Origin of the sequence: Celeribacter halophilus (assembly GCF_018860305.1) — a bacterium.
GTDB lineage: Bacteria > Pseudomonadota > Alphaproteobacteria > Rhodobacterales > Rhodobacteraceae > Celeribacter > Celeribacter halophilus_A.
Genome location: NZ_JAHKPE010000013.1, coordinates 216,753 through 233,521, shown reverse-complemented (window position 1 = coordinate 233,521; position 16,769 = coordinate 216,753). Strand labels below are relative to the sequence as shown.

General features: G+C 59.8%; 16 protein-coding genes. 7 read left to right on the top strand and 9 right to left on the bottom strand.

All coding sequences use genetic code 11. The features are described from left to right. Positions 1 to 242: 242 nt before the first annotated feature. The gene (locus KO492_RS02800) at positions 243 to 446 is read left to right on the top strand and encodes a hypothetical protein (RefSeq protein ID WP_216043570.1); all 204 of its coding nucleotides are present in this window, start codon (positions 243 to 245) and stop codon (positions 444 to 446) included. 27 nt (positions 447 to 473) lie between these two features. Here KO492_RS02800 and aroB read toward each other — a convergent pair whose 3' ends face one another. Continuing rightward, positions 474 to 1,583 (bottom strand): 3-dehydroquinate synthase, encoded by a 1,110-nt coding sequence (gene aroB, locus KO492_RS02795; protein ID WP_216043569.1) that lies wholly within the window; start codon positions 1,581 to 1,583, stop codon positions 474 to 476. After that, positions 1,580 to 2,164: a shikimate kinase gene (locus tag KO492_RS02790; protein ID WP_216043568.1), complete on the bottom strand. Its 585-nt coding sequence runs from the start codon at positions 2,162 to 2,164 to the stop codon at positions 1,580 to 1,582. Before KO492_RS02790 ends, aroB begins: the two co-directional genes overlap by 4 nt. Before the next feature lie 247 nt (positions 2,165 to 2,411). Between KO492_RS02790 and KO492_RS02785 the strand changes: the two genes are divergently transcribed. The 3 genes from KO492_RS02785 to KO492_RS02775 are packed head-to-tail and all read left to right on the top strand — an operon-like array spanning position 2,412 to position 5,049. After that, a complete protein-coding gene (locus KO492_RS02785) occupies positions 2,412 to 2,549 on the top strand; it encodes a hypothetical protein (protein ID WP_216043567.1) in 138 nt (45 codons plus the stop codon). A 56-nt stretch (positions 2,550 to 2,605) separates the two neighbouring features. After that, the gene (locus KO492_RS02780; protein WP_216043566.1) at positions 2,606 to 4,120 is read left to right on the top strand and encodes a hypothetical protein; all 1,515 of its coding nucleotides are present in this window, start codon (positions 2,606 to 2,608) and stop codon (positions 4,118 to 4,120) included. Further along, positions 4,117 to 5,049 (top strand): site-specific tyrosine recombinase XerD, encoded by a 933-nt coding sequence (locus KO492_RS02775; protein WP_216043565.1) that lies wholly within the window; start codon positions 4,117 to 4,119, stop codon positions 5,047 to 5,049. The genes KO492_RS02780 and KO492_RS02775 overlap by 4 nt, the downstream gene beginning before the upstream one ends. A 27-nt stretch (positions 5,050 to 5,076) precedes the next feature. Here KO492_RS02775 and KO492_RS02770 read toward each other — a convergent pair whose 3' ends face one another. Together KO492_RS02770 and KO492_RS02765 are read right to left on the bottom strand one after the other, a co-directional pair. Then, positions 5,077 to 5,886, bottom strand: a complete 810-nt coding sequence (locus KO492_RS02770; RefSeq protein ID WP_252735216.1) for a transglutaminase-like domain-containing protein — start codon at positions 5,884 to 5,886, stop codon at positions 5,077 to 5,079. An 18-nt stretch (positions 5,887 to 5,904) separates the two neighbouring features. Beyond that, positions 5,905 to 6,099: a hypothetical protein gene (locus KO492_RS02765; RefSeq protein ID WP_216043564.1), complete on the bottom strand. Its 195-nt coding sequence runs from the start codon at positions 6,097 to 6,099 to the stop codon at positions 5,905 to 5,907. A gap of 291 nt (positions 6,100 to 6,390) precedes the next feature. Here KO492_RS02765 and KO492_RS02760 point away from each other — a divergent pair, with 291 nt between their 5' ends. Next, entirely contained in the window at positions 6,391 to 7,716 is a 1,326-nt protein-coding gene (locus tag KO492_RS02760) for an HlyC/CorC family transporter (protein WP_216043563.1), read from the top strand. Next, positions 7,716 to 8,507 carry a 23S rRNA (adenine(2030)-N(6))-methyltransferase RlmJ gene (locus KO492_RS02755; protein WP_216043562.1) on the top strand — a complete coding sequence of 264 codons (792 nt, stop codon included), beginning with the start codon at positions 7,716 to 7,718 and terminating at the stop codon, positions 8,505 to 8,507. Before KO492_RS02760 ends, KO492_RS02755 begins: the two co-directional genes overlap by 1 nt. 19 nt (positions 8,508 to 8,526) lie before the next feature. Here the strand turns inward: KO492_RS02755 and KO492_RS02750 are convergent, their stop codons facing one another. Continuing rightward, positions 8,527 to 10,095 (bottom strand): helicase HerA-like domain-containing protein, encoded by a 1,569-nt coding sequence (locus tag KO492_RS02750; RefSeq protein ID WP_216043561.1) that lies wholly within the window; start codon positions 10,093 to 10,095, stop codon positions 8,527 to 8,529. 809 nt (positions 10,096 to 10,904) lie between these two features. Here KO492_RS02750 and KO492_RS02745 point away from each other — a divergent pair. Continuing rightward, complete coding sequence (locus KO492_RS02745; RefSeq protein ID WP_216043560.1) at positions 10,905 to 11,552, top strand: invasion associated locus B family protein; 648 nt, start codon at positions 10,905 to 10,907, stop codon at positions 11,550 to 11,552. 95 nt (positions 11,553 to 11,647) lie between these two features. Here the strand turns inward: KO492_RS02745 and KO492_RS02740 are convergent, their stop codons facing one another. The 4 genes from KO492_RS02740 to KO492_RS02725 form a co-directional block, all read right to left on the bottom strand. After that, positions 11,648 to 12,859 carry a beta-ketoacyl-[acyl-carrier-protein] synthase family protein gene (locus KO492_RS02740; RefSeq protein WP_216043559.1) on the bottom strand — a complete coding sequence of 404 codons (1,212 nt, stop codon included), beginning with the start codon at positions 12,857 to 12,859 and terminating at the stop codon, positions 11,648 to 11,650. Further along, positions 12,856 to 13,119 carry an acyl carrier protein gene (locus KO492_RS02735; protein WP_216043558.1) on the bottom strand — a complete coding sequence of 88 codons (264 nt, stop codon included), beginning with the start codon at positions 13,117 to 13,119 and terminating at the stop codon, positions 12,856 to 12,858. Before KO492_RS02735 ends, KO492_RS02740 begins: the two co-directional genes overlap by 4 nt. Before the next feature lie 220 nt (positions 13,120 to 13,339). After that, positions 13,340 to 14,401 carry a UDP-3-O-(3-hydroxymyristoyl)glucosamine N-acyltransferase gene (lpxD, locus tag KO492_RS02730; protein WP_216043557.1) on the bottom strand — a complete coding sequence of 354 codons (1,062 nt, stop codon included), beginning with the start codon at positions 14,399 to 14,401 and terminating at the stop codon, positions 13,340 to 13,342. A gap of 131 nt (positions 14,402 to 14,532) precedes the next feature. Then, on the bottom strand, positions 14,533 to 16,104 hold the full coding sequence (locus tag KO492_RS02725) for a L,D-transpeptidase family protein (RefSeq protein ID WP_252735185.1): 1,572 nt from the start codon (positions 16,102 to 16,104) through the stop codon (positions 14,533 to 14,535). Between the last annotated feature and the right edge of the window lie 665 nt (positions 16,105 to 16,769).

The following is a 16,769-nucleotide window of genomic DNA, read 5'->3' as shown; positions in this document are numbered from 1 at the left end:
TTGCAAAATACAAACGCCGTGGTGTAAAAATCGCTTTTGGCATGGATTGCGCTCCTTGTTCGGCGTAGAGGTAGAGCACGGGTTCTGGTTATGTCGCACGGAGCACATGCTCCCTTGGCGATGTACTGTGACCAGAGGCCGCGAATATACGTCGCCTGCCTTCTCTGATCCAAAGGACACGGAAAAAGGCACGCAAGGATCACAGCGCGCTTTACCCCCGTGCCTTCTAAGGATCACATCAGATGAAAACAGTTCCCAAACCGACCACGGATGACGCGCTCATTCAGGCTTTCCTCGACAAGGGCGGCAAGGTCAAAAAGGGCGAGACCAAGCCCCAGCCCCATGACCTCGGCCTGAGCAAGAACGTCTGGGGCAACAAGCTCACCAAAGAAGAAAAAGCCGCCCGCGACGCGGTGGATGCCGAGACCGCAAAACTCAAGAAATGAGCCCGCGCACGCTTCAAAGATGCGCCATCACAGCGCGTCTTTGAGCACCTGTAGCACCGCCTCGCGCGGCACATCGGCGGTCACGAAGGCCGACCCGATGCCGCGTGCCAGAATAAAGCGCAACTGGCCGTCGACGACCTTTTTGTCCTGCGCCATAAGATCGACCAGCGCCTCGGCGGAGGGCAGATCGCCCTCGATATCCGAGAGATCGCATTTCATCCCCATCGTCTTGAGATGCGCACGCACACGGCTCGGGGCCTCTTGCGAACACAGGCCGAGACGGGACGACAGTTCGAACGCCAAGGCGCAACCGATCGCCACGCCCTCCCCGTGCAGCAAACGGTCGCCATAGCCAGTTGCCGCCTCCAGCGCGTGACAGAAGGTATGGCCGAGGTTGAGCAGCGCACGGTCGCCCTGCTCCGTCTCGTCCCGCTCGACAATGTCAGCCTTCATCTGCACAGACCGCCGCACCGCTTCGGCACGCAGGGCCATATCCCCCGCTGCCAGCGCAGGGCCGTTCTCTTCGAGCCATTCAAAGAACGCCTCGTCGCCCAGAAGCCCGTATTTCTGCACCTCGCCGTACCCCGCAAGGAAATCGCGCGGGGTCAATGTACCGAGAATGGAGATGTCGGCCAGAACCAGAGAGGGCTGATGGAACGCGCCGATCAGGTTCTTGCCCTGCGGCGCGTTGATCCCCGTCTTGCCGCCCACAGAACTGTCCACCTGCGCCAGCAGCGTGGTGGGGATTTGCACGAACCGCACCCCGCGCCGCAGCACGGAGGCGGCAAACCCGGCCAGATCGCCGATCACACCGCCGCCAAACGCCACAACGATGTCTTTGCGCTCGCATTTTTCTTCCAAAAGCCACTCGACCGCACGGGTAAACTGCGGCCATGCCTTGGTGCTTTCTCCCGCAGGCAGAGCCAGAGCAACCATCTCGATCTCTTGCGCCGCCAGCCCCGCACGCAGGGTCTCAAGATGCAGCCCCGCCACGGTCTCGTCGGTCAGCACGAACACCTTTTTCTTCGTGCCCAGAAGCGGCGCGATATGTGCGCCGGCCTGCGCCACCAGTCCCTCGCCGATCCGCACATCATAGGCGCGATCCCCCAAAGGCACATGGACGGTTACATAGCTCATTGATCTTCCTCCAGAATACCACCGTGGGCGGACAGCGCCTCGACCACCTTTTCCGCCATTGCCTCAATCGACAGCTTCGGGGCCGCCGTGACCACGATACCGGCCTGCGCATAAAACGGTTCGCGCTCGGCCACCAACGCCTTGAGCGTCTCGTATGGGTTGTCGGTGCGCAGCAAAGGCCGCGTGTTCTTATGTCTCACACGGCTCCACAACAGATCGAGATCGGCCTTCAGCCACACGGCCACACCTTTGTCGGCAATCATGTCACGATTGGTCTGCGACAGGAACGCCCCGCCGCCCGTGGAGAGAATCGCGCGTTCGTTCTCCAGAAGCCGCCCGATCACTTCGGTCTCGCGACTGCGAAAGAACGCCTCGCCATGTTCGGCGAATATCTCGGCGATGCTCCGGTCGGCAGCCTTGACGATCTCCGCATCCGAATCCAGAAACGGCACCCCAAGTCGGGTGGCCAGCGCCTTGCCCACAGCGGTTTTCCCCGCGCCCATCATACCGACCAGCGCCACGGTTTTCTTCAATCCCCGCGCGTTACGCCGCGTGCTGCCTCCGTCTTCGCCCTGTGCCATTGTCCTCGCCATCACCGGCCCATCCCGCGCATTTCCGATCCTGCCACCGCCTCATGATCCACCTAGAGACCCCGAAGCGCGGCAAAATCCTGCCTATCAAAATTTCGTTCCTTCAATGGCGTGATCTTACAAAAAATGCCATATATAAAACCAAGAAAACCGGACACAGGCGGAAAAACCGCGGAAAACCACCTGTGCGACCGGATATAAAACAGCCCGTGACGGGCGTGATTGGAGGCAGTCCACCTTGCGTAAATTCCTGTTTCGACTACTCGCCATCCTTATCCTTCTGGGCCTGATCGGCTTTGTCGGATTTGCCTATGTCGGCGACCTGTCGCCCGAGCGCACAGAGCAGACGATTCCCACGGAGATCGAACTGAAGTGATCGCAGTCAGGCTCCTCTCGCGGCGTGTTCCTGCCGTTCTCGGCACAATGTTGCTCATGACCCAGCCGGTTTGGGCGCAGACCACTGACGCGGCGGACAAGCCGCTTTCCGCCATCGACTGGCTTTCCGACTCACTCGATGCGCCGCGAATGGTGAACCCGCCTGCGCCCAGTGACATTGCCGAGAGCGCCCTACCCGAAAATGTAACCGTTCTGCCGCTGGATGCGCCCGATCCGGATGCGGCGGGATTGTTGCCAAGCTCGGTCACCGGTCTGCCGCGTGCGCTTTGGGGCGGGTCCACCGCCAGCGACATCGCACGCCGCATCAGCACCATCGCGACGCGGCCCGACCTGCTTCCGGCCTCGCGGCGTCTGCTCAACACGCTGGTGCTGGCCGAACTGGACCCGCCTGTGCTTTCCGATCGCGACGGGCGGCTGTTTCTTGCCCGTGTGGACGCGCTTTTGACACAAGGGCTTCTGGAAGAGGCCGATGCGCTAATGGAACTGGCGGGTCTGAACTCGCCGGAGATTTTCCGCCGCTCCTTTGACACCAAACTGCTTCTGGGCACCGAGGACGACGCCTGTGATCGTCTTACCCACACGCCCGGCCTGTCGCCCACCTTGCAGGCGCGTATCTTCTGCCTTGCCCGCAGCGGCGACTGGGATGCCGCAGCACTAACGCTGGAGACCGGTGAAGCGCTGGGGCTTATTCGCGAGAGCCAAGGCGAGCTTCTGGCCCGTTTTCTCGACCCCGAGATTTTCGAGGGCGACCCGCCTTTGCCGCTACCCGACAACCCGACACCTTTGACCTTTCGCCTGATGGAAGCCGTTGGCGAGCCGCTGCCCACAAGTTCGCTGCCTCTGGCCTTTGCCCAAAGCGATCTGCGGGCCAGTTCCGGCTGGAAGGCCCGCGCCACGGCGGCCGAACGTCTTGCCCGCGTCGGCGCACTCTCTCCCAACCGCTGGCTCGGCATCTGGTCCGAACATCTTCCGGCCGCCTCCGGCGGCATCTGGGACCGGATCGACGCCTTGCAGAATTTCGAGACATCTCTCTCGACCAACGATCCCGAAGCGGTGGCCAAGACCCTGCCGCCGGTCTGGGATTTGATGCGAGCGTCGGGGTTGCAGACCGTTTTTGCCGAACTCTACGCCACCCCGCTCTCCAACCTGCCCTTGAGCGGCGAGGCCTCCGAGATTGCGTTTGAAGTGGCGCTTTTGTCGCCGGACTATGAAAAGATCGCCCTGACATGGGGGCCGCCGCTGACAAAGGATCAGGTGTTCTTACACGGCATCGCCACCGGTGACTTGCCGACCCAAAGACAGAGCGACGCGCAAGCCCGCGCCATCGCGCAAGGGTTTCGCGCCACGGGTATTCCGGTGCGGCTCTCCTCGCTTGTGACGGAGAAACGACTGGGCGAAGCCATCCTGCGCGCCATCGAATTGCTCGAAGGCGGTGCCGCAGGCGATCTGGACGAGCTGTCCGATGCGATCCAGTTTTTCCGCGCCATCGGCCTTGAGGCCACCGCACGGCGGGCGGCTTTGGAGCTTTTGCTGCTGGAGCGGCGCGGATGAGCCGCGATCACAGCTGGATCTCGCGCTTTGCCGAGGCGCAGCTGGCCGAACTGGGGGCGGCCGAGAACACGCGCGAATCCTACGGGCGTGACCTGCTCGGTTTCTCGGACTGGCTGGCGCAGCGCGGAATGGATTTCACCACCGCCTCTCGCGCCGATATCGAGGACTATCTCGTTGCCTGCGAAGCCGAAGGGCTGGCGCAGTCCACCCGCGCGCGGCGGCTCTCGTCGATCAAGCAACTCTATCGCTTTGCCTTTGAGGAAGACTGGCGCACGGACAACCCCGCGATCCAGATCAAGGGACCGGGACGCACGAAACGTCTGCCGAAGACGCTCACGGAAGAGGAGGTCTCACGGCTTCTCGATGCGGTGAAGGATGTGGGCCGGACGCAGGCCGACCGGAAGCGCAACATTTGCCTGATGGAGCTTTTATACGCCACGGGTATGCGGGTCTCGGAACTGGTCTCCCTGCCCGTCTCGGCCACGCGCGGCGACCCTAGGATGCTTTTAATCCGCGGCAAAGGCGGAAAGGAGCGCATGGTGCCCCTGTCCGATCCGGCCCGCGCAGCCCTCAGGGACTGGCTTGAGATGCGCGACGAGGTGGAAGACCTCGCCAAGCAGGAAAAGGGCACAAAGCCCTCCACCTTTCTCTTTCCCTCGCGCGGCAAGGCCGGACATTTCACCCGCATCCGGTTTTATCAGCTCATCAAGGACATCGCCGTGAAAGCCGGTGTCAGCCCGTCGAAAGTCACCCCGCACACGCTGCGCCACGCGTTTGCGACGCATCTTTTGGCCCACGGTGCGGATTTGCGCGCGATCCAGACGCTTTTGGGCCATGCGGACCTCTCGACGACAGAGATTTACACCCATGTGCTGGACGAGAGACTGAAAGAGCTTGTGCTCACCCATCACCCGCTGGCTGGAGACTGACACGCGGGAAATCTGCGAAACGCGGCGTCAGCTTTCCTCGTCGGTCCAGACCTCAAACCCTGCCAATTCGTTCTGTCCGAAAGACTGGAGCATCGGCACATCCGCCGCATCGCGGCCTCGCGCCATGAGCACCCGCCCGATCCGTGGCATGTTGTTGCGCGGATCATAGACATACCACGCCCCGTCAAGCCAGACCTCCATGAAGGCCGCAAAATCACCTGGCGGATAGGGCGGCGCCATGCCGATATCGCCCAGATAGCCGGTGCAATAACGGGCCGGAATGTTCATGCAGCGGCAAAAGGCAATGGCCAGATGCGTGTAATCGCGACAGACACCAACGCCTTCGCGGTAGGCTTCGGAGGCCGAGCGCGTGGAGCGGGCCTGCATGTAATCGAAGGTGATGTGGTTATGCACGAAATCGCAGATCGCCTGCACCCGTGCTGCCCCCGGAGGGGTGTGCTCGAACAGACGCCATGCTTCGTTGGACAGAATATCCGTATCGCAATAGCGCGAGCCCAGCAGGAACGGCATGGTCTCGTCGGGCAAGAATTGCACCGGCGCCTGGCCAAGCGACAAAGGCGGCTGGACATCCGGCAGACCATCGTCGCGAATGACCGCCTGCGTGCCAATGCTGAAGGCGCCCTGCGGCGCAACAAAGCGCGTGCACCAGTTTCCGAAACCGTCCCGATAGGCGGTCAAGGGCACCGGCGGGGTTGTGACCAGATGATCCGGATATTCCAGATCGCTGGCTCGTGAGAAATGCACATTGAGTAGCGCAATCATCGGGGTTGGCTGGGGGAGGTTAAGGTCGAACCGACAGCCAAGACGTATCCGCATCATGGGACTCCTGTGATATTATTTACGTTTGGGATCAAAGCGCGTCCACTGTTTGCGGCGCTCTGCCCCTTCCGGCGCGAAAGACGTGTCGAAAATCGACTGGCGTTTCGGCGCTTCCTTGGATTTCGGCGGCACAGCGCGTTTTTCCGCACCCTTTGTGGCATCGGACTTGTCGCCGGATGTGGCCGGATTGGCGGGTTTCGAGGTGGTCATGGAAACTGTCCTTTGAATAAGCGAAATAGAAACGAGGCCGGATAAACAGGCTTGAGCGCACAGACGGACGGCTCAAGAGTGAAATCACGGGCAGTAAAGCGACATAGAAAGTCCGGCACGTTATCCGGGCTCCCAAAGGGACCAACCGACGCATATCCCACACGGCCATCGGCCAAGGGGCGCCTCAAGGAAAGGTGCATGATGCAATCATAGTCCAACATGACAGAAATAGCGAGGACTGAATATGATCCACCTCTTGCACAGAAGGCCCCGCGTGCCCATAACCAACCCATGACAGAGACCACAGTTTTAGACGCCGCATTCTGGATCACCGCCGCAGCTATTGTGGCGCTTTTGCTCATGTCCGGATTCTTTTCCGGCTCGGAGACCGCACTGACGGCGGCCTCGCGCGGAAAATTGCGCGCACAGGCCGACAAGGGCGACAAAGGGGCCGAACGCGCGCTGGAGATCACCGACGACAGTGAACGCCTGATCGGCTCGGTGCTTTTGGGCAATAACCTTGTGAATATTCTGGCCACCTCTCTGGCGACCGCGATGTTCACCAAGCTGTTCGGCCAGAACGGCGTGGCGCTTGCGACCCTGATCATGACCGTTCTGGTGCTGATCTTTGCCGAAGTGCTTCCCAAGACCTACGCCATCACCAACCCCGAAACCGCCGCCTCGCGCGTTGCCGGACCGATCTCCCTGATTGTCAAAATCTTTGCCCCTGTGGTGGGTTTCGTGCGCCTTCTGGTGCGCGGCATCTTGCGGCTTTTTGGCGTTCAGACCGACCCCGAAGCCGACATTCTGGCCGTGCGCGACGAGATCGCGGGGGCCATTGCTCTGGGCCATGTCGAAGGCGTGGTGGAAAAGGAAGACCGCGACCGTTTGCTCGGCGCGTTGGATCTGGGCGAGCGCACGGTCGAGGAGATCATGCTCCACCGTTCGAAAATCGAAATGGTCGATGCCGATCTTCCGGCTGCCGAAATCCTCGAACGCTCGCTCAAAAGCCCGCACACGCGCCTGCCGCTTTACCGCGGGGATCAGGAAAACATCGTCGGGGTTTTGCACTCCAAAGACCTGCTGCGCGGGATGCATGCCCAACGCATCGCCCATGAAAGCGAAGATCCGCATATGACGGTGGATTTTCACGATTTCGACGTGATGGCCGTGGCGATGGAACCCTATTTCGTGCCGGAGACCACGACGCTCGACGACCAGATGCGGCAATTCCTGAAACGCCACACGCATTTTGCGCTGGTGGTGGATGAATACGGCTCTTTGCAAGGCTTGATCACGCTGGAAGACATTCTCGAAGAAATCGTGGGCGAGATCACCGACGAGTTCGACCAGTCGGAAGACGTGCCAAAACAATCGGGCGAACCCGGCGAATGGGAAGTCGATGGCGGCATGACGATCCGCGACTTCAACCGCTGGACCGAATGCAACCTCTCCGACGAGGAAGCCAACACAATCGCCGGTCTGGTGATCCACGAAGCCCAGACCATCCCCAATGCCGGACAGGTGTTCTCCTTCCACGGCTACCGGTTCGAAGTGGTTGAACGCATCGAGAACCGCATCACGAAACTCAAAATCCGCCCTCTAGGAGACATGTAATGCTGTCCTATCAACACGGCTTTCACGCCGGAAATCTGGCGGATGTCCAAAAACATGCGCTTTTGGCCACCATGCTCGATTACCTGACGCGCAAGGACAAACCCCTGTCCTATATCGAGACCCATGCCGGCCGTGCGCTCTACGATCTGGCCGGCTCGCAGGCCCAAAAGACCGGCGAAGCGGCCCAAGGCATCGAAAAGGTGGCCGACTGGTTCAAACCGTCCCACCCATATGCCCGCGCCCGTAAGGCCATTGCCGAGACCCATACGCGCAACATCTACCCCGGTTCTCCGGCCATTGCGCAGGCGCTGTTGCGTGACACGGACCAACTGCATCTGGCGGAGTTGCATCCGACCGAATTTGCGGAACTCAAGGCCAACACCGCCGCCTCTCCGAGCTTTGCCGGTCTGCATATCAAGCAACAAGACGGCATCCAGTTCGCGCAGTCCATCTGCCCGCCGGAGCCGAAACGCGGGCTCATGCTGATTGATCCCTCCTACGAGATCAAAAGCGATTTCGAGACCCTGCCCAGCACGATCTACAAGCTGCACCGCAAATGGAACGTGGGCATCATCGCGCTCTGGTATCCGATCCTGAAAAACGGCACGCATCTGCCGCTGGTCGAAGGCATGAAATACGCCAATTTCCCCGGATGCCTGCACACAGAGGTGCGGTTCAAACCGGCGCAAAAGGGCCACGGAATGCACGGATCTGGCATGTTCGTGATCAACGCCCCTTACGGGCTGGCAGAAGAGGCGGCGCGGCTGACCGGATTGTTCAACCGCCTGTAAGAGCCACCTCCCGACCGGATCAGCGGGCCTTGAACAGCCCGCCCAGAATCCCGCGCACAATCTTGCGGCCCGTGGTGCCGGTCAGTTCCTTCATCACCATTTTGGTGACTTCGGAGCCAAAGGATTTCTCACTCGACTTGCGTGCAGAAGTTTTGGTGGCCTTGCGGCTGCAATTCGTGCCGTCATAGCGTCGGGCCTTGGAAAACTCGCGTGCCAAGGCCTCGCGCCCTTTGACCTCGCCTTCGGCCTCTTCTTTCGCCTCAAGCTCCTCCGCCGCTTTGGCCGCAGACTCCGCGCGCGCCTTGAGAATCTCGAAGGCACTTTCGCGGTCCAGAACCGTCTCGTATTTTCCGGCCACCGGCGAGGCGGCCAAGACCCCTGCCCGCTCTGCCGCTGTGATCGGCCCGAGCTGTGAGGATGGCGGGCGGATCAAGGTGCGCTCCGAGACACCCGGCACGCCCTTGGCTTGCAAGAACGAGGTCACTGCCTCGCCCGTGCCCACCTCTTTGATCGCGGTTTCCACCTCGAACCGCGGGTTCGGGCGATAGGTCTCCGCCGCACGGGACAGCGCCTTTTGATCGCGCGCCGTAAAGGCCCGCAGCGCATGTTGCACACGGTTGCCCAGCTGGCCGAGAATGTCTTCGGGAATGTCATCCGGATTTTGCGTGACGAAATAGACCCCCACGCCTTTGGAACGGATCAGGCGCGCCACCTGCTCGACCTTATCGACCAGAGCCTTGGGCGCGTCATCGAACAGGAGATGGGCTTCGTCAAAGAAGAACACCAGCTTCGGCTTGTCAGGGTTGCCGATCTCCGGCAGTTCTTCAAACAGTTCGGACAAGAGCCACAGAAGGAAGGTCGCATAAAGCCCCGGCGAGGACATGAGCGTGTCGGCGGCCAGAATGTTGATCCGCCCCCGCCCGTCTTCATCCGTGCGAATGATATCGTTCAGGTCCAGCGCGGGTTCTCCGAACAGCTTGGCCCCGCCCTGATTTTCCAGCACCAGAAGATCGCGCTGGATCGCCCCGATCGAGGATTTAGCGATATTGCCATAGCGCAGGGTCAGTTCATCCGCATTTTCCCCGCACCAGACCAACAAGGCCTGAAGGTCTTTCAGGTCCAGCAAAGGCAAGCCCTGCTCATCCGCCACACGGAAGGCGACGTTGATCACCCCCTCTTGCGCCTCTGTCAGCCCCAGAAGCCGCGAAATCAGCAAGGGGCCCATCTCCGCCACCGTGGTGCGGATCGGGTGGCCCTGTTCTCCGAACAGATCCCAGAAGGTGACCGGAAAGGCTTCGTAGCTGTAACGATCCGCAAATCCGATGGTTCCGGCACGCGACATAAAGGCGTCATGCAGCTTGCCCTCGGCGCTACCCGACTTGGCCAGCCCCGACAGATCGCCTTTGACGTCCGAGAGGAATACAGGCACGCCAGCCTTGGAAAAGCTCTCCGCCAGAATTTGCAATGTCACGGTTTTCCCCGTGCCCGTCGCCCCCGCGATCAACCCGTGGCGGTTGCCGTATTTGAGCAAAAGCTCCTGCGCCTCGCCATAGCCTTCGCCGCCGCCACCCACGAAAATGCGATCCATCTGAACTCTTCCTCTGTCATCTTACCGGCGCGTCTTGTGATTCCCCGACAAAAGGCCAGAAAATTCAAACGCGTATGTCCCTACAATACAAATTTAACCACTTCGTGCCAGTCTATAGGCATCCGGATCACCTCTTCGGTCCGGATTGACTTCCTCCCTGTCAGACTGGCCGCCCGGGGCGTTGTCTCCGGTGCGGTTCTTTTTCGCGATCATACGTTTGGATTCCCTCGGTCCTCCTATATCCGCCCGCCCTCGCGCCACCCGTCGCGCAAACGCATTTCACAGGACTTGCGGCAGAAGGTTACGGCGGGAATTTGCGGCAGGGCTACAGACCGCCACCATCTAGCCAGCGGCAGAGATCAAGCGGAGCCCGCATAAAAATACATCAAAAGGCGCAACAGTCGATTAAAGATTGGTCAAAAATCGGTCCTTGTGGCGTGACGCTCGGTTTTGGATCTTAATTTTCCGTTGACGGTCGAAAAATCCTAGCCTAGCGTTATCGCAATAAGTCGGCCAAGTCCGACGGGGAGAGATACATAGAAATCATATGATTTCAAAAGATCGTTACGATCCATAAAAGCCTCGGTCACGCCGGGGCTTTTGTTGTTGGGCTTTGTCTCTCGCGTAAAGCCGCCAAACGCCACGCGCCGGATCAAAGCAAAACGGGCACGCACGGGAGCAGACAAATGACAGGCAAAGCCTTGCCGCCCCTGCCGGAGCTTCACAAAAATATTCTCCATGCCCCCCTGACAGACCACCGGCCCCATGTTAGAGCAAAGAGTGAATTTTCAACAACGCATGGACGGATGATGTTTTCCATCTCTCACAAGATCACCTCCCTCACCTCCGCCACCCTCTTGGCTCTCAGCGTCGCAATGCCGTCTATGGCACAGGACGCAGGGCTCTCAACCGGGACGCCAATCGAAACGAACACTGTCGGACGCGCCTACACGCTTGAGACTCATGGCGATTGGGAAGTGCGTTGTATCAACGCCCCTGAAGGTCAGGTCGATCCGTGCAGCCTCTACCAGCTGCTGAAAGACGAGGACGGCACCGAAGTGGCCGAAGTCGCCCTGTTCCATGTCGGCAGCGATGAGGTGGAAGCTGCGGCAACCTTCACCACGCCGCTGGAAACCCTGCTGACCGCGCAGCTTGCGCTGTTTGTCGACGGGGAAAACGGTCGCCGCTACCCGTTCCAGTTCTGCAACCGTGTCGGATGCTATGTGCGCGCGGGACTGACCTCGGATGATGTCGCTTTGCTGAAAAAAGGCGCAGAAGGTCTTGTCGGCATCGTGCCTGTGGGCCGCACCGAAGAACCTGTCCGTCTCAAACTGTCGCTCACCGGCTTTACGGCGGGCTATGCGAAAGTGACCGAGCTCAATGAAGCCGCGAAAAACGGCGAAGGCCCCTCTGCGCCGGACGAGATCGAAAACACCGAAGAGGCACCTGCGGAGTAACCCCTCCGGCAGAAGCCTGAAAACAGAGAACGCCGCGCGGGAGAAATCCGGCGCGGCGTTTTCATGAGGTTGTCGCAAAGGTCGGATGGCTGTGCTCAGGAGGCTTTCTTCAGCGCCAGAACCGCATTCAACCCGCCAAAGGCAAAGGCGTTGGACAGGGCCACCTCGACCTGCGCATCGCGCGCCACATTGGGCACCACGTCGAGCGCACATTCCGGATCAGGCTCTTCGTAATTGATCGTCGGCGCGATGATCCCGTCCCGCAAAGCCATGATACAGGCCAGCAACTCGACCGCTCCGGTGCCACCGATCAGATGGCCGTGCATGGATTTCGTCGAAGAGATCATGATGTTGTCGGCATGTGCGCCCAAAGCATCCGCCACAGCGGCACATTCGGTTTTGTCATTGGCCGCCGTGCCCGTGCCATGCGCATTGATATAGCCGACAGCGGAGGCATCCACCTGCGCATCATTCAAAGCGCCGGAGATCGCCCGCGCCGCGCCCTGTTTGGAAGGCATCACAATGTCGGAGGCATCAGACGTCATGGCAAAACCGATCACCTCGGCCAGAATTTCCGCACCGCGTTTCTTGGCGTGCTCATATTCCTCGAAGACGAACACCGCCGCGCCCTCGCCCTGCACCATGCCGTTGCGGTTCATGGAGAAGGGACGGCAGGCGTCTTTCGACATCACGCGCAGACCTTCCCAAGCCTTGACCCCGCCAAAGCAGAGCATCGACTCGGAGCCGCCTGTGACCATCGCCGTGGACATGCCACAGCGGATCATGTTGAACGCCTGCCCCATTGCATGGTTCGAGGACGCACAGGCCGTCGCCACGGTGAAAGACGGGCCTTTCAGGTTGTAGGCCATAGAGACATGGGAACAGGCCGCGTTGTTCATGAGTTTGGGCACCACGAAGGGATGCACGCGGTTTTTGCCCTCTTCATATACCACACGGTAGTTGTCATCCTGCGTGGTCAGGCCGCCGCCGGACGTGCCAAGGATCACACCGGAGCGGGTCGCCAGATCGCCAATAAACTCGAGACCGGATTGCCGGATCGCCTCTTCAGCCGCCACCAGAGTGAACTGTGTGAACCGGTCGTAAAGCGCCATTTGCTGACGGTTGAACCGCCCTTCCGCATTCCAGCCGTGAATCTGTCCGCCGATTTTGATCGCCAGACGGTCCACATCGCGAAATTCGAGATCGGACACACCGTTTTTACCCTCGGCCATCGCGGCCAGAGTGGTGGGGACATCAAGCCCGAGCGCATTGACCGTGCCCGCGCCGGTGATCACGACACGCTTCATGATTTCTGATCTGCGATCAAAGCTTCGACCGCTTTGACAATGGCCGAGACAGAGGAAATGTCGAACTCCGACTGCTCCGGCTCGTTGGCATTGAACGGCACGGAAATATCGAAGGTTTCTTCAATGGCGAAAATGCTTTCGACCAATCCGAGACTGTCGATCCCCAGCGATTCGAGAGATTGATCCATCGACACATCGGACGGGTCCAGAACGGCCTGCTCCGCGATGATCTCGATGATTTTCTCTTTCACATCCGACATATGATCCCCTCCGATAAAGGTTTGTTGAGTGCCTACAACCTTTCACGACGAACTTGGGCACAAGTTGTTTGTGAAAGGCTCCCTGCATCAATACGTTGTACCGAGCTTCCCGAAGTCCTGTTGTTCAAGCTGTTCGAGAAACGCTTTAGTCCGAATTTCCCGCCTTTGGAACAGGTTTTTGTGACAGTTCCTTATGATGTGACGCGACGATGCGGCGCGCTCACGCTTTCCCTTTGAGTTTCGCGAGCATCCGCGGCAAACGACGCAGCGCCTTATACATCTCCACATGGGTTTGCATTGCCACCGCCGGATAGCCCATCATCGCCTTGCCCTTGGGCACATTGGACAAAACGCCCGTGCCCGCGCCGATGATGGCCCCCTGCCCGATGGTCAGGTTGTCGGCCGCGCCCGCTTGCCCGCCCATGACACAGAAATCCCCGATCACCGTGGAGCCTGCAATCCCGACCTGACCGCACAGCAGACAGTGGTTGCCGACCACAACGTTGTGGCCAATGTGGACCTGATTATCAAGCTTCGTGCCATTGCCGATGCGGGTGGCGCGAATGGTGCCCTGATCAATGGTGACATTGGCGCCAAGCTCGACATCATCCCCGATCACGACCGACCCGATCGAGGCAATCCGCATCCACGCCTGCCCTGCGGCCTCAACCGTCTCACCAAGGCTTTCGCGGGCTTCTTCCACTGCGGATTTCTCCTGCGTCACAAAGGAAAACCCGTCCGCGCCGATCACGCCACCCGGCTGCGCGATGAGCCGGTCGCCGATTGTGGCTCTGGCCCCGATCTTGACGCCGGAATGGATCAAGGCATCCTCGCCAATCGTCACCCCCGCCCCGATCGACACCTGCGGCGCAATCCGTGCGTTCCGACCGATCCTGGCCCCTTTGCCGATCACCACCAGCGGACCGATGGCCGCGCCCTCTGCGATCTGCGCTGTCTCGTGGATCACCGCCGTGGGATGGATGCCCGGCTCAAGCCCAAGCCCGTGATCGAAACTGGCCGTCACGCCAGCCATAGCCAGACGTGCGCGTTTGACAAGAATGGCCGCCTTGAGGCCCAAGGACTGCCAATCCGCCCCGTCCCAAAGCACAGCCGCCTGTGCCTCGCCCTTTGCAATCGACTCGGCAAAACGCGGGTCCATCGCCAGCGCCAGATCCGTCGCCTGCGCATCTTGCGGCTCGGAGGCTCCATGAACAACGATTCCGCCATCTCCGGCGAAAGGCGCGTTCAGGGCGGTGGCAAGCTCTGCAATGGTGATGGGCATAGGGTCTCTCCGGTTGAATTGCCGAAGACATAAGCACTTTCTCGGACTTTGAAAAGGAAGGGCGTCCAAGGATTTCCCCTGAACGCCCTCATGTTTCAGCACTGTTGCAATCTCTTGATCAGAGCGCGCCGTTATCCGCCGACAGAGCGCAGTTGCACGCCTTTGTTTTGCAGCGCGGCCCAGATTTTCGCATCCCGCCCATAGATATCACGACGATATTCCATGCCGCCTTTCGGCTTGCTCACAGCGGTGCGGTAGATCAGGTGCACCGGCACATGCTCTTCAAGTGGAACCACGGACTCGACACCCGATTTCAGCTTGGCCTGAAAGAAGCCTTCCGGATCGGAGGTTTGCTTGGCCAAAAGCGCATAGGCGAAATCGAAGGGCTGTTGCAGGCGGATACAGCCATGCGAGAAGGCGCGCACTTCGCGACCGAACAGGCTCTTCGACGGCGTGTCATGCAGGTAGATGTTGTATTTGTTCGGGAACATGAATTTCACCAGCCCGAGCGCATTGCGGTTCGACGGCGGCTGTTTCAGATTGAACGGAAAGCTGCGGGAAGTGTATTTCGAGAAATCCACATTGGCGCGGTTCACCGTCCGGCCCCGACTGTCCACAAGGCGCAAATGGCCTGCAGCATTCGGGTTTTTCTGCATCATCGGCAGATATTCCTTAACCGCAATCGAGCGCGGCACGTTCCACGTCGGGTTGATGACCAGATGTTCCATCTCGTCGGAGAATTCGGGGCTGCGGCGGTCTCCGACATTCTGCCCGATCACCGAACGCGTCTCGAAAGTCACGCGCCCGTCGTCGACAATCTTCGCGGAGAAATCCGTGAGGTTAACCCAGACGTGGCGTTTGCCCAAAGGCATGTTGATCCAGCGTTCACGCTCCAGCGCCACGAGAATCGAGGCAAGGCGCTTTTCCGGACCGACATTGATCTCGTCCAGCGTGGCTTTGCCCGCCACACCGTCCGCCGTCAAACCGTGGTCCATCTGGAATTGCTGCACCGCCTTTTGCATCTTGGCATCATAGGTGGTCGCCGCAGAGCGCGGCAGGTAGCCCATAGCCATCAGACGGTTGCGCAGGATGACAACGCCATTGCCACTGTCACCGGGTTCATATTTCGAACCGGGCACGGTCTGGCCCCAGCCGCCCTTGCCCAGCACCTGTTCCAGATTGGCTTTTTCCTTGAGCAGACGCGCATATTCTGGAGAGCTGGGTTCCAGCTTGCGCAGATAGGCCTGCGGGTTGGATTTGGTGAAATTCGTCAGAACCGCAAGACCATCACGGTAAGGCACCTGACGCACCAGACCGGAATCGATGCGGGACGGGACCAGTTGGCCGGTCTGGATATCGCGGGCGTAGTCGAGGAAAAGCTGTGCCATCGCCACTTCGGCGCGGCCCAGATCACGGTCGGATTTGATCGCACGCAGATTGGCGACGAGAAGCGAGGTGTCATAGGGCGCAAGCCCCTTTTCCGGAGCGGCATTCACCGCCCGCAGCAACGCCTGACGCCGTGCCTTGGCCCGCGCGGAGTTGTCCGTGAAAACCGGCTTATAGCCGTTGGCACGGTAGAATTCGGAGAGCACCTTGGAAGACGATGCCGCCTCGGCCACGGATTGCATGAATGCGCTGACCTGTTGCGCCTGCACCGGCGCAGGCGCCAGAACGAGCGGTGCGCCTGTCAGAGCGAGCGACATGGCCAAAAGCCCCGCCTTCAGCGATTTGTGAGCAAAGCGTGGCTGCGACAGCCGGGAAACCGGAAAAAACAACATATGTATCCTCGAAAGATGTTCAGCAGTCAGTTGGCCCAGAATTACATCATTTTCGCACAGCGCGGCAGAGCAAAGTATAGAGCGCCGCGCCGCTGTGCCAAAAGAACAACAGGTCACGCGAAAGGGAAAGCGGGCGGATTTTTCCCCTTAAATCCGGTGTTTCCCGCAGATCCCCGAGACGCGGCACGCTCCATTTCTGGCGGTTGGGTTCGGCGCTATTCCACCCGCGCCTCCAAGCGGTTCGACGCGGGACATGATCGGAGATTAAGGATTTATAAAGGAATTTGCGCAAAAACCCGCCGATTTAACCCCTCCTTAAGAGATGTGAGCAAACCGGCGCTTGGCCGGAGAATCGCAATGTGCCATAAACACCGCAGAACCACAGAAATGTGGCTCAAACAGGAGTTTCGACGCCGAATTGCGCTCGACGGGCGCAAAAATCGGTACATGATCTAACAAAATTGTGATTGCGCAGCACCGCTATGTTTCGCAGCACAAGGCCGAAAAAGAGGCAAAAATGCCTTGGGCTGGTCAAAATCGTGTCGAAAATCCTGATTAAACGGGTCAGCGTAAACGGTATATAAACCGTA